General features: G+C 42.0%; 12 protein-coding genes. 2 read left to right on the top strand and 10 right to left on the bottom strand.

The features are described from left to right. From KKC46_20310 to KKC46_20275, 8 genes are all read right to left on the bottom strand, one after another. A partial coding sequence (locus KKC46_20310) for a tetrahydromethanopterin S-methyltransferase subunit H (protein ID MBU1056144.1) occupies nucleotides 1-875 on the bottom strand: 875 nt, incomplete at its 3' end. A gap of 68 nt (nucleotides 876-943) precedes the next feature. Continuing rightward, entirely contained in the window at nucleotides 944-1393 is a 450-nt protein-coding gene (locus KKC46_20305) for a glycine cleavage system protein H (GenBank protein MBU1056143.1), read from the bottom strand. Between the two features lie 321 nt (nucleotides 1394-1714). After that, nucleotides 1715-2386, bottom strand: a complete 672-nt coding sequence (locus tag KKC46_20300) for a cobalamin-dependent protein (protein ID MBU1056142.1) — start codon at nucleotides 2384-2386, stop codon at nucleotides 1715-1717. A 27-nt stretch (nucleotides 2387-2413) separates the two neighbouring features. Next, nucleotides 2414-3649: a hypothetical protein gene (locus KKC46_20295; GenBank protein MBU1056141.1), complete on the bottom strand. Its 1236-nt coding sequence runs from the start codon at nucleotides 3647-3649 to the stop codon at nucleotides 2414-2416. A gap of 45 nt (nucleotides 3650-3694) precedes the next feature. Beyond that, a complete protein-coding gene (locus KKC46_20290; GenBank protein ID MBU1056140.1) occupies nucleotides 3695-5296 on the bottom strand; it encodes an NAD(P)/FAD-dependent oxidoreductase in 1602 nt (533 codons plus the stop codon). A gap of 78 nt (nucleotides 5297-5374) precedes the next feature. Further along, nucleotides 5375-5584 (bottom strand): hypothetical protein, encoded by a 210-nt coding sequence (locus KKC46_20285; GenBank protein MBU1056139.1) that lies wholly within the window; start codon nucleotides 5582-5584, stop codon nucleotides 5375-5377. 14 nt (nucleotides 5585-5598) lie between these two features. Next, nucleotides 5599-5835 carry a hypothetical protein gene (locus tag KKC46_20280; protein ID MBU1056138.1) on the bottom strand — a complete coding sequence of 79 codons (237 nt, stop codon included), beginning with the start codon at nucleotides 5833-5835 and terminating at the stop codon, nucleotides 5599-5601. Between the two features lie 32 nt (nucleotides 5836-5867). Next, nucleotides 5868-7478, bottom strand: coding sequence for an FAD-dependent oxidoreductase (locus tag KKC46_20275; GenBank protein ID MBU1056137.1), 1611 nt, complete (start codon nucleotides 7476-7478; stop codon nucleotides 5868-5870). Between the two features lie 243 nt (nucleotides 7479-7721). Here KKC46_20275 and KKC46_20270 point away from each other — a divergent pair, with 243 nt between their 5' ends. Beyond that, nucleotides 7722-9383 (top strand): sigma 54-interacting transcriptional regulator, encoded by a 1662-nt coding sequence (locus KKC46_20270; protein MBU1056136.1) that lies wholly within the window; start codon nucleotides 7722-7724, stop codon nucleotides 9381-9383. Here the strand turns inward: KKC46_20270 and KKC46_20265 are convergent. Next, nucleotides 9369-9635 (bottom strand): hypothetical protein, encoded by a 267-nt coding sequence (locus tag KKC46_20265; protein MBU1056135.1) that lies wholly within the window; start codon nucleotides 9633-9635, stop codon nucleotides 9369-9371. The genes KKC46_20270 and KKC46_20265 overlap by 15 nt on opposite strands. Continuing rightward, nucleotides 9604-11562 carry an FAD-dependent oxidoreductase gene (locus KKC46_20260; protein ID MBU1056134.1) on the bottom strand — a complete coding sequence of 653 codons (1959 nt, stop codon included), beginning with the start codon at nucleotides 11560-11562 and terminating at the stop codon, nucleotides 9604-9606. Before KKC46_20260 ends, KKC46_20265 begins: the two co-directional genes overlap by 32 nt. Before the next feature lie 270 nt (nucleotides 11563-11832). On the opposite strand from KKC46_20260, the gene KKC46_20255 reads away from it, so the two are divergent. After that, nucleotides 11833-12954 (top strand): sigma-54 factor interaction domain-containing protein (locus KKC46_20255; GenBank protein ID MBU1056133.1); only part of this gene is annotated, 1122 nt, incomplete at its 3' end.

The following is a 12954-nucleotide window of genomic DNA, read 5'->3' as shown; positions in this document are numbered from 1 at the left end:
TCTTTTTTAATATTTATTCCCTTTGCCTGCTCGCCATAGGCAATCATGGCATCCATTGTTGCACAGGCAGGATAAACCCAGGAAGCATTTCCTATCGGGCCGTAAAGAATAAAATTTCCACCCCAGCTTATGGGCAATAAATAACTTGAAGTTCCGCATACCTCAAATTCAGGACTGGCTTTTGCCTTTTTCTTCTTCCACTGGTACAATGCATTGGCAGGTGCACAACCGCCGGGATAGCCCAGCTTGTTCTTGATTTCCCAAATGGCCTGGCTTGACCAGCTTATGCTCGGAATATCAAGTACACCGGTATCAATGAGCATATTTTCAATACCCGCTCTTTCGGCAGCTCCCAACAATTTATCCTCAAGCAGTTTAATCCTTTTCTTGGGTCTGATAGACTTTACATTAAAAGCTAAAATAACAGCAGTCTTGATTCCGCATTCCTTTATACAGGCCAGTTCTTCTTCGGTGTGGTGGTCTTCAATGGAATTATATATCAGTCTTGGCAATACCTCTGTTTTGGCAAAATGTCTGATAGCATCCATACGAACCTTTGCTATGGGTGAATCAACCAATATTGGTGAAGTTGAATTCGCTGCCACGAACTCGAGATAATTGATCAAGGCAGGTGTGGTATCGCCAATGACATCAATTATACGTGGATTTCCCGTAATTGATGACATCTCTGCTTCTTTATCTAACAGATCTTTGGCTTTTTGTTTATCAAATATACCCTTATCCGAGTCACTTACTATGCGATGTCCCTGGTAAAAAATGCTGCCCATAAGAACAGTTGGATTTTCACCCGGCTGACCGCCTATTGTTACATCACCTATCGTATAGGTTTTTTGTTCCTGAGTAAATGCTAACACTTCTTTATCACTCCTATAATAAAAGATAACTACTCATAGTGAACCTGAATAGTTACAATAAAAATTGCCTATGCCATTGGAACAATATCTTCCGCTTGTTCCTCTAACCATTCCTTTGTTTCATTCTCATCGCCTTTCATCAGCTCTTTAAGCTGTGCATCGGTATCGCCTGTTTTCTCTATCTCCACAAGCCAGCCTTTTCCATAAGGATCTTTCATTATCAACGCCGGATCTCCAGCGGATATTTCCGGATTGACGGCAGTAACCGTACCTGAAACAGGGGTAATAATTTCACGAACGGCTTTACTTGTCTCAACTGTTCCGATCGAATCGCCTTTATTTACAGAAACTCCTGCATCGCATGTCATTTTTATGGTTACCAGTTTCTTTGCCGATCTTACGATTATATCGCTTAAACCGGCGCGTATCTTTCCATTCTCTTCCTTTACCCAAAGCAATTCAAGTGAATATAAAACATCTTCCGGAAATACTAGTTCATAACCCCATAGGTTTTCCATATATCAATACCTCTTCATGTAGACTTTTTTAAAAAACTGAATATCGAATATCGAAAAAGGAATTTCGAATTGTGAAGTATTTGGCGGATTTTAAACAACCCCCTTTATCCCCCTTTTTTAAGGGGGAATTTTAACGCCTTACTTTATCATTTGGTGCTGGTTACAAGCCTCAGATATTCTACATTTAATAAGGTTAAACCAGCTCAAATATTCCCCCTTAGAAAAGGGGGCAAGGGGGTTGTTAACTTATATCTTTTATCTTCCTTTAATATTCCTTATTCCTTGTTCTTTATTCGATATTCGCTTTTAGAGAGACAATTACTACCTGTTCTTCAGCATGGGTACTTCACCCGATTTTAACATCTTAACCTTGCGAATAGCTTCAATAGCGCTGATAGCTGCAGCATCAGCCCCATACTCTTCAGCCTGCTCATCTGTAAAAGCCCAGCCCCCAACAATGTAAATCAAATTATCCCGAACACCTACATCAATAAGTGCTTTATTTACATTCCCACAATAAGCTTTCACAGGAGATAAAATAGCTGAAGCGCCTACTACAGTTGCATTATGTTTTTTTGCGGCTTCCGCAAAGTCCTTGGCAGATTTGTTCTCACCAATATCAACTACATTATATCCATTAGCGGTAAATACGGCTCCAACTATGCGCTTTCCGATAAAATGCACATCTCCTTCAACCGTTCCGATTATCATCGTCTCTCCCATGGGCTCGCCGCCTGCCTCAATCAAAGGACGCAGTTTGTCGGTAGCATCATTTAACATGTCACCAGCAATTATAAGGTCGCTCATGAACCGCTTGCCTGTATCAAATCCCTCGCCTATGATGTTTAAACCGGGATTCATACCTTCTATGATCATATCAAGTGGGCTAATATCCATTTTAAGCCCTTCGTCAATCAACTCAAACAATAAGTCGTCATCAAGATCCATGACGGCTTCTTTCATCTTTACCAACATTTCTGCTTTATTTGACATAGTACTCACCTTCCTTTGTTATCATTCTTACATCTTGGCAAATTTTCTAGCTGCTTCTATACTGGCGTCCATATGTTCCGGGGTTGTATAATAATCAATAGCACCCAAACCTATCGTACATCTGTTGTTGGGTATTTTTTTGGCGGCATCACATCTTCCTTTTATCTCTTCTTCTATTTTAGACATAGGTCCGCTCACAAGTAATTTATCTGAAGGAGCATAGCATCCGTACATGTTATGTTCTTGTACAAAATCATTTACTATGTTGTATCTGTTAATATCTCCTGTGCACATAATCCCATCGAAGCTGTCATCTCCCAAGGCACCGGCTTTAAGTAATTCATCCAGCCAATCGGTTGCTCCATCGAAGGCCCAGGCGTGTACAATGGGCTTTTTTACCGCTGCTTTTACAGCCTTGCCAATCCTTGCATACTCTCCGGCTATCCACTCTACACCTTTAATGGGATACATTCCGACTAGAGAACACATATAGCTGTAATCTACTTTTCCCAAATTACTTACTGCTATGCCAAGTTTTATCAGCCAGTCGGAGGCCCTATTTGATAGTTTCTTGCAAAATTCAGGATTCTTGCGAAGATGCTTTAAATATTGATTGTAACCTACCATATGCGAGCAGGCAAAACCGTCCGGTCCTTCACAAAATGATCCTTCAATAGGTATTTTGTCGCTCAAACCATATTTATCAAATATTCTTCTTGATTCCTGGCAAAACCAGAGGTATTGGGCAAACATGCCGTGTTTTGTGGGATCGGGAGCCTCAAGCCCTTCAAGATCTTCAATAGTTTTTATAAGCGGATCTCCATCATGCACCGGATTGCCGTTTTCAATAAACATCGAATTCCAGCCAAATAAATTTTCGCCATAAGAAATTGGTGCACAAAACATTGTGTCCAACTTATAGCGGGCAGTTGTTGCCAGATGAGATTTAACCAGCAATTTGGGATAAAAGTAAGCATCAATGGCTTTAACGGCATCGGCAAACCCGTCCAAGGTACGCAGGGCATAGGTTGGGAAAAAAAACGGCTCCACAAGCAGACGATCTCTTTCCTTGCCTTCCATAGTAGCCTTAAAACGTTCCATCGGAGTCATTTCTTCTTCTTTGATATTTTTATGAATCTTCTCACAGTAACGTTCTATCTCTCTTTCCTCTTCAGGTCCCCAACTTAAACTGGCATTCAGTTCATCAAGTGATTTTCCGTAATAGGGCCCTGCCCCTTTCATTTCTCCTAATTTGATAGTCATGTTCTTTTGTCTCCTTATTTATAATTAATTATTTTCATCATTAAATCATGCTAAGTATTTTCTCACTCTCTTTGACGCTAGCTTGCCCGGAATTCCGGAAACACCTCCTCCGGGATGTGAGCCGGCCGCTCCTAAAAAAAGACCTTTTATGGGAGTTTCATATCCGCCCAGACCCCAGGCCGGACGCAATGGACCGGAGCGAAGAAGGGCAAAATCCACATGGGTAACACATCCGTTAAATGCCCCGGTGCGTGCACCCAAATCTACAGGAGTTTCAACCCATCTTCCGATTTCAAGCGAATCCAGATTGTCAAAATACCGGCTTGCCCTAGATATTATGGTTTTCTCAGCCTTTTCGCGCAAAGCCTGCCAACCTTCTTTCGGAAGAGCCGGAACCGCGGGTGGGTAAAGATATAAAACATCCTGATCCTCCGGCGCCTGTGAAGGATCACAGGCTGTGGGAATAGCCGCCCAGAAGTAAAGGTCGGGGGTTAATTCCCCACGGATGGAGCTTGTAAAAGACGATCGTATATCATCTGCCGTACCGATAATTAATGCCGATTTTCTAAGATCAACATGATCTTTTCGCAGTTTTTGATGTTTTGACATTTCGACCTTACCTTTGAGAGCAAGGTCAACCTTCATTGGTGCAACACCACGGGCATTTGCGGGAATATGTTCTACGCGTGCTTTTATTCGTCTGTCTAAAGCATCATCAGGCAATAGACGGCACAATGCTGTTCGGGGATCACAGGCTGCCAGTACACAATCAGCTCTTATGATACCTCCATCGGCAAGGCGAACTCCTTCTGCCCGTCCTTTTTCAACAAGAATTTCTTCTACAGATACTCCGGTCAGAACAGTTCCACCATACTTGTATAAACATCTTTTGAGAGAGTCAGATAATGACTGCATACCTCCAACCGGCCGTCCTACACCTACCTTGTGCAAAAGAGCGACAATAATATTGCCAAGACCGCTCCCGTCAGCATCTATCGGGCCTGCACCTCCGGCAATTCCCAAAAGAGCCGCAATAACAAAAGGATGATCGAAATATTCGGCAATAGCCTGATCAGCCGAACCAAGAGCAAGAGCTCCCAATTTGCCAAGCCGGCTACGATTTGATATTGATGAACGAACCGTGCTTAATATTGCTTTCAATGAAGGCCTGCGTGAATCTGTGCACATCATGGGAAGAGCTACATCAAGCAATGCCTCAAGTATATTTGCAAATTCTAGAAATGCTTTTGCATCTGCCGGAGAATATCTTTTGATTTCATCCGCCGTTTTTGCAGGATCTCGCCAAAAAGCTATAGACTCTCCGTCCGGAGCAAGATATGCATATGATGGGTCATGATCTATTGAACTAAAGCCGTGATTTTTTAAATCCAGTTCTTCTATTATACCTGATGTACGTATAAATATAGTATCCACAGCACACGGATGGATAATATGTTCAGGTGCTGACTTGATAAACGGACCGGATGAGGTCATGCCACCAACATTTTTTTGAGCCTCAACTACTACTACCTTGTATCCGGCTTTCGCAAGATAGCATGATGCCACAAGGCCGTTATGACCGGCACCTATAATCACAACATTTGTTTGCATTTCACTTTTTGTTAAAGATTGCATAGGCATATTCATGGCTGATTTCCTCATCGGGTACATTTATATTAAATATATGAACTCTTAAAACTTGCCGGAATCTGGCCTGGAAATAACTTATAACTTGCTCAGATCATCTATTATTGCCTGATATGTCTCAGAACTTATACCGGCTTGAGGCAAACTTGCTATCAGTTCCAATGACATGGAATATCCCATTTTAAGCATTGGACTGTCCGAGCATCCCGGAATATGTTTCTCCATTACTGCTTTACTTTCTTCATTTTCCATTACTTCCTTCAATGTTGATTCTCCTGAAAACTCCATGTTAACCCTCCTTGTTATTTCTTTTTTTTAAGACTCCTGCTTAGCTTAAAGCCTTTCCAAAGCATGACGGGCATGTACTTTACTATATCCCAGGTGAGCAGATCGAATACGCTCCACAACTCCTCGGGTTTCACAAAGGCCGTCATGGGCATACCGCCCATAGCCATACCCCTTACAACAAGTCGCTCATCCTGACGCTTCATTGTTTTTACCTGCATTATTGTTCCGCCGTTTCCATCTACCAGCTTCATAATTGCTTTCCCTTCCGATATTATTTTGAAACTTACTTTTGTGATACAGCATGTTCGATGGCAGTATAACCGGAAGTAGTCGACATACTGCAACCACCGAGAAGACCAAAGCCCATCGGCATTCTACTTTGTCCTATACTTCCACCGGCAGTGAAAAATGCGGCGTATAACCCTGGAATAGGCTTCGTATCCATATCCAATACTTGCATGTGCTGATTAGTCCTTAGACCGGTTCCGACCGGCCCCATGCTGCCGCCGGCTTTAAGCCCATAGAAAGGAGCGTGCTTTATCGGTATCAGGAACCGGGGAGGTGTATCAAATTCCGGATCTTCACCTGCATCACAATAACTGTTCCATTTGTCTATGGCTGCCTTGAACAAAACCTTATCTAAGCCCAATTTTTCAGCTAGCTCTTCCAATGTATTAGCTACTCTTATTGCTCCTAAGTCGATTGATTCTTTTACTGCTAATCGCCAGTCCTTAGGGGCATTCATCTCATTTCTGGTAATTATTTCGTTTGCCGGCACATCCTGTGTGAGAGGGCGTTTACAAGACAACCCTAATGGGACATCATCCTGGATCTTCCAGATATTGTCTTCGTACTTGTTATCAAAAATTACATAGGCTCTTCCCCCGGGTTGTGACGCCATCGCAGGCGGCCTTAACATGTATTGGCCTAAGTTGTTGTCCATCATCATAAATCTTTCGCACGCTTTGTTTAAGTGCAGCCAAGGGGCTCTGGACAACTGGACATCTCCGGAGTATAAAAATCTAAACCATGGGCCGCCGCTCTCCATGAGGTCTATTCCCCCCTCAAAGCAGGTGCACGAGTCAAATCCTGCTACATCGGCTCCTACTCCAATCCCCATCCTGAAACATTCACCGGTATTGCACGGCAAAGACATTGATACACTGCCAACGCCTTTATAAACTGAAGGCGCATATTGCTTAAGAAGGCTTCGATTGTGCTGCATGCCGCCGGCCGCCATAAGTACGGCTTTATTTGCTTTTACGAAAATGGTTTTTCCTTCCGAATCGGTGGCTTTTAATCCAACAATTCTGCCATTATCTTTCACCAATGTGTCTACTTGAGTATTAATTTGAAATTTGACCCCCTTTTCCTTGCACTTTTCAACAAGAAAGTTAGTAAGGTCCGTTATCGCGATATAACATAATTTCTCGTGGCCGCCTTTGGAGGTGACTGCGGGATATCCTGCTCTTTCATTCTCCCATTCAAAACCCTGATCTTCTATCCAATCAACGACTTCACCACTTTTTTGTATCATATTGCGAAACAAGTGGATGTTGCCTGTGTAACCTGTTTCAAACAGGCTGCCCATGGCAATTTCATTTACATCCCATTCTATTCCTTCTTTTTTCTGTATTCTGCTGTTGTAAGCGTAAAAGGCACCGGCGTATTGTGTTGTCCCTCCGGTAAATTTCAATTTCTCCACAAGAATCACGGAGCATCCTTCCGTAGCAGCTTTCAGCGCACCGGCAAGACCTCCTCCTCCTGATCCGACCACTACTATATCGGCCTCATGATCCCATTTTTCCGGTGGGTCCACCGGCAGGATCGGCTCCGCATCTTCAGGTTTTTCGAGTGGTTTTTCTCCTACTCTCCAATCATAATCTTTGTTCATTTTTGCCTCCTTTATTTTGAATTTATAATTTATTTGTATCCATATTCATTTTGAATCTGTGCAGTTATAAGTATCAATGCTTAAATCGTGCCAAAATATTATTACGTATATATTCAATATATTATGCACATTAACATTTAGCAGCTATCTATATTAAATAAATATAGTTATAATAAACGGAAAAAGTGTGTTATATAGCTAGTCTAATTTTTTCAGAACTTAATATAAAATATGAGGGATTTTATGGATATTGACGCAAACGAATTTTTCCGTCAGGCTACAATGAGGATTTGCGGAAGCCTGGATATCGAAACCGCCATGTGGAAGGCTCTGGAATATTTAGAACAATTTATACCATTAACCGGAATGAATCTTGTGCTCGGTGAGCCGGGTATGCCTGCTATAGAAACACTGGCTCAGGTCAGCCGCCATAAGATAGAAAAGATGAAGCGGATCATACCATTGACCCCGGAAATTGGCGCAGAGGTTGAAAGACACTGGTCAAGTCTTCAGGATGTTTTAATCATAAACCGGCCCGAGATGTTTCCGACCACTCTTAACGTAGTAACAAAACTGATCAATAGACCTGATATGGCTACCATGACTCTTCCGCTTAAAATACAGGACAAAAGATTATTTGCTCTCGTAACTTATTTAATCGGATTAGATCAATACGAAAACAAACATGCCCGACTGCTTTCGATGTTGCATGACCCTTTTGCTCTTGCTATGTCAAATGCTCTTCGTCATCAGGAGCTTTTAAAGTTAAAAGAAATGCTTGCTGATGATAACCGTTATCTTTATCAGGAGATGCGGCGTATTTCGGGCGATGAGATAATTGGTAAAAACGCGGGCCTGAAACAGGTTTTCGATACGGTCGAACAAGTTGCTCCCGTGAATATTCCTGTGCTTCTTCTTGGTGAAACAGGAGTTGGAAAAGAAGTAATCGCAAATGCGATTCATTATTCTTCTCCCAGAAAAAACCAGCCTTTTATTAAGGTTAATTGTGGCGCCATACCTGACACATTGATTGACTCCGAGCTTTTCGGCCATGAAAAAGGCGCTTTTACCGGAGCGTTAGCCCAAAAACGCGGCAGGTTTGAACGTGCTGACAAAGGAACTATACTTTTAGATGAAATAGGTGAACTGCCACTTGAAGCACAGGTAAGACTTTTACGTGTATTACAGGATAAACAGATAGAACGTGTTGGAGGTACCACGCCAATACCAATAAATGTCAGAATTATTGCCGCCACAAACAGAGATCTTAAAAATATGGTTATTTCAAAGCTGTTCAGGGAAGATCTCTGGTTCAGGCTAAACGTTTACCCCATCAAGATCCCGCCATTAAGGGAAAGAATAAAAGATATTCCGGATCTTATTTATTATTTTATTAACAGAAAATCTGTTGAACGAAATCTGTCTCATCCTCCTACAATTGATCCGGCAGTTATTGAACAACTAAAATCTTATAGCTGGCCCGGCAATGTACGCGAACTTGAAAACTATGTGGAACGAATATTAATTCAACATCAGGGACAAAATATTTCGGGTCCAATGATTTTTGAAGATGCTTTATCCCAGCAATTTGAATCTGAACCACCTAAAACTAAAACACAGGAGCACACAACTTCAGCAATAAATGATATTTCTTTGCATATTAAAGAGATAATGAAAATTGTTTTCCCGCAGTCCGATATTAACAAATTGATTTCACAGGATGTCAATACAGACAATCATGTACCGATGGGAATTGACAAGCTGATATCCTGGCATATTCAAAACGTATTAAAAAAGACCGGGGGCAAAATTAACGGTAGTGGAGGAGCCGCAGAACTTCTCGAAGTAAACCCCAGCACGCTTAGAAGTAAAATGAGAAAGATGGGTTTGTTACACAAAGAGTAAAATACTACTCAGGTTCATGGGTTTCAGGTTCAGGGTTCCAGGTTCAAGGTTCCAGGTTGAAGGTTCCAGGTTGAAGGTTCCAGGTTCAAGGTTCACAGTTTGTAGTCTTGAGCCTTCATGCCTCTTAACCCTGAACCATAAACCTTGAACTGTGAACCTTGAACCCTGAACCGCTAACCATAAACCTTGAACCGTGAACCTTGAACTGCGAACCTGAGTGCTATAAAATTCTTCCCAGATTATATCCTTCATAAATAGCTTCAAGGGCCCTTCTCGGTGATACGCAATCGCCTACCCTGTGAAGCTTCTTTACTTTTCCTTTCAATTCTTTGTAAAGCTGATCATCTGCACGGTTTCCGGCAGCAAGTACTATTGTATCCACACCCTCTATAGTTTTTGGAACTCCGGCATACACATCAAGAAATGTTAATGTATTTCCCGAAATTGCCATTAAATGCAGGTTGGTCTTAAACTCCACACCTTTTGATCTGACTCTCACATAAAACGGCATCAAATCAGCCGTTGCGGCAAGCTCCATACCTACAAACAATAAAGGAGTTATTATCTCTACCTTCTTGCCCTTGTCAGCCAGGTACTCAGCCACACTGCAACAAGGCCAGTGAGACTCACCGCCATCTACTACAACAACGTTTTCACCAATATCGGCTTTTTCAAGCAATACATCCCATACACTAAACACATTGTCCTGATCTGCACCCGGTATGGGCGGTTTAAAAGGCTTTGAACCTGTTGCAATAACAACTGCATCAGGATTTTCTTTTGCTACCAGCTCTGGTGTTACGGCAACTCCTGTATTAACTTTAACACCTAGTATTTCCATCTGCTTTACAAGATACCTGGTAATTCCGGCAAATTCAGCCCTGCTTTGTACTTTTGCGGCTATGTTCACCTGACCGCCCAGTTCATTCTCCATTTCATAAAGTACTACATCATGGCCCCTTAACTTTGCCACACGGGCAGTCTCCATACCGGCAGGACCTCCGCCAACAATAAGTATCTTGTTTTTGGCAGTCACAGGCTCAAGCTTTCCTATCTTTAATTCAAGACCAACTGTTGCATTCTGGAGACAGGTTAGCGCCTTTCCTTTAAAAGCACGGCCTATGCAACCCTGATCACAGGCTATACATGAACGGATTTCTTCTATTCTTCCCTCCCTGGCTTTATTTGGAAGCTCGGGATCGGCTATAAGAGCCCGAACCATACCCACCATATCACCCTGACCATTGGCCAGAATCTTTTCTCCCTGAACCGGATCATTGATCCTGAAATCGTTTAATACCGGAAGATCTACTACCTCTTTAAATCCTACTGAATGCGGAGTATAAAACCCCAACGGTACCTGCATGCCCATGCCAAGACCGTATATACCTTCATAAAACGGGCCGCCTACATGAATAAAATCGATCTTTCCGGTTGCCTCAAGCTTTTGGGCTATCTCCTTATAATCATCTATGCTGTTTCCACCCGGCACAAAATCATCACCTGAAAGCCTGAATCCCAAAACAAGATCATCACCTATAGCATCGTGAATCGCATCAACTAATTCCATGGGAAACCTGAGTCTGTTATCAAGGCTTCCGCCATATTCATCCGTTCTAAAGTTTGTGATAGGAGACATAAACTGCTGGGGCAGATAGCCCGATCCGCCGTGTATTTCCACACCGTCCAGACCGGCTTCTTTGACAAACCGGGCCGCTCTTTCAAATGCCTTTACTACTTCCCGTATATCTTCTGTTTCCATTTCTTTGGGAACATCACGAAACATGGCCCCGGATGGAACAGCAGACGCCGACCAGGCAGGAAGACGGCTTAACTCAGGATCAGATTCTCTTCCTGTATGACAAAGCTGAACCAGCGCAACAGCTCCTTCATTGTGCAATGCATCGGCAAGCATTTTTAACATGGGAATAACTCTTTCATCATGAATTTCCTGAATACCCGCCAAATCCCTGGCATTTTGCATTACGGTCATCATCCCGGCAATTATCAACCCGGCTCCACCTTGGGCTCTTGCTCTCAAGTACTCAATATACCTGTCGTCCATGATGTAATTCTGATCAGCCATCATCGTCCCGTGGGGTCCGAAATAGATCCTGTTTTTTACAGTCTTTGTGCCGATTTTAATCGGAGTAAATAAATAGTTGAATTGGTCACTCATAGCTAAAGTCCTTTCTTTTGCAGTTCAAAAAGCTGAAACAGGGATTTTTTTCTTTTAAATATATTTGCTCATCATTATTATTCACCTTTCATTAAATGCTTAAATCGTGCCAAAATTTTATTATATATAATTACAATATGATACATTTATAACCCGAAAGTATATCTTTTAATATAAATAATAATATTTTTATTTAAACAATGTATATGATATATAATATCTAATCTCTAACTAACTGTTTAAACAAGCAAACAAAAATCCAGAGGATTTATGGATATAGATGCAAACGAATTTTTTCGGCAGGCAACAATGAGAATTTGCGGCAGTCTTGATATTGACACAGCACTGTGGAAGGCTTTTGAATATATGGAAAACTTTATGCCGCTTACAGGCATGAGCCTTGTTCTTGGCCAGCCGGGTATGCCAGCAATTGAAACACTTGCCCAGGTCAGCCGTCATAATATTGCAAAAGTAGAAAGGAACATACCTTTGCCTGCTGAAATGCGATCCGAGATAGAAACCTATTGGGCAAGTCTTGATGATGTTTTGATAATAAACCAGCCGATATCTTTTCCGGCCACCAGCAAGATGAAAGTGTTTCTTGAAAGACCAGATATGTCCACGATGACAATGCGCTTAAAAATTTCTGATAAAAGGCTGTTTGCTCTGGTAACTTATTTAATCGGAGCAGACCATTACGAAAACGAACATGCACACCTTTTATCCATGCTGCATGACCCTTTTGCGATTGCCATGTCAAATGCTCTTCGGCATCAGGAGCTTTTAAAGCTAAAAGAAATGCTAGTAGATGACAATCGTTATCTTCATAAGGAGATGCTTCGTATTTCAGGCGATGAGATAATAGGTAAAAGCGCTGGGCTGAAAGCCGTTTTCGATATGGTAAGACAAGTTGCTCCTGAAAATATTCCTGTTCTTTTACTCGGCGAAACAGGAGTAGGAAAAGAAGTTATTGCAAATGCCATCCATTATTCTTCCCACAGGAAAAATCAGCCTTTTATCAAAATAAATTGCGGCGCTATTCCGGATAGCCTGATTGACTCAGAGCTTTTCGGACATGAAAAAGGTGCTTTTACAGGAGCTTTATTTCAGAAGCGCGGCAGGTTTGAGAGAGCGCATAAAGGTACAATACTGCTTGATGAAATCGGAGAACTTCCGCTTGAGGCTCAAACAAGGCTTCTTCGTGTTTTGCAGGATAAGCAAATAGAACGGGTTGGCGGCACCGCATCCGTACCTGTAGATGTAAGAATTATAGCTGCTACAAACAGAGATTTAAAAAATATGGTTGTTACAAAGCAATTCAGGGAAGATCTCTGGTTCAGGTTAAATGTTTATCCGATAAAAATACCTCCTTTGCGTGAAAGAAGAAATGAT

The sequence above is a fragment of the Pseudomonadota bacterium genome (genome assembly GCA_018817425.1).
Classification (GTDB): Bacteria; Desulfobacterota; Desulfobacteria; order Desulfobacterales; family RPRI01; genus RPRI01.
Note: the sequence above shows the minus strand (reverse complement) of the source record. Positions and strands in the feature narration are given on the sequence as shown.

Excerpts from the sequence above, each read along its gene's own strand:
- KKC46_20300 (MBU1056142.1), bottom strand. The coding sequence starts at position 2,386 with ATGTCAAATAAAGCAGAAATGTTGGTAAAGATGAAAGAAGCCGTCATG.
- KKC46_20290 (MBU1056140.1), bottom strand. The coding sequence starts at position 5,296 with ATGAATATGCCTATGCAATCTTTAACAAAAAGTGAAATGCAAACAAAT.
- KKC46_20270 (MBU1056136.1), top strand. The coding sequence starts at position 7,722 with ATGGATATTGACGCAAACGAATTTTTCCGTCAGGCTACAATGAGGATT.
- KKC46_20305 (MBU1056143.1), bottom strand. The coding sequence starts at position 1,393 with ATGGAAAACCTATGGGGTTATGAACTAGTATTTCCGGAAGATGTTTTA.
- KKC46_20265 (MBU1056135.1), bottom strand. The coding sequence starts at position 9,635 with ATGAAGGATATAATCTGGGAAGAATTTTATAGCACTCAGGTTCGCAGT.
- KKC46_20280 (MBU1056138.1), bottom strand. The coding sequence starts at position 5,835 with ATGAAGCTGGTAGATGGAAACGGCGGAACAATAATGCAGGTAAAAACA.
- KKC46_20285 (MBU1056139.1), bottom strand. The coding sequence starts at position 5,584 with ATGGAGTTTTCAGGAGAATCAACATTGAAGGAAGTAATGGAAAATGAA.
- KKC46_20295 (MBU1056141.1), bottom strand. The coding sequence starts at position 3,649 with ATGACTATCAAATTAGGAGAAATGAAAGGGGCAGGGCCCTATTACGGA.
- KKC46_20260 (MBU1056134.1), bottom strand. The coding sequence starts at position 11,562 with ATGAGTGACCAATTCAACTATTTATTTACTCCGATTAAAATCGGCACA.
- KKC46_20275 (MBU1056137.1), bottom strand. The coding sequence starts at position 7,478 with ATGAACAAAGATTATGATTGGAGAGTAGGAGAAAAACCACTCGAAAAA.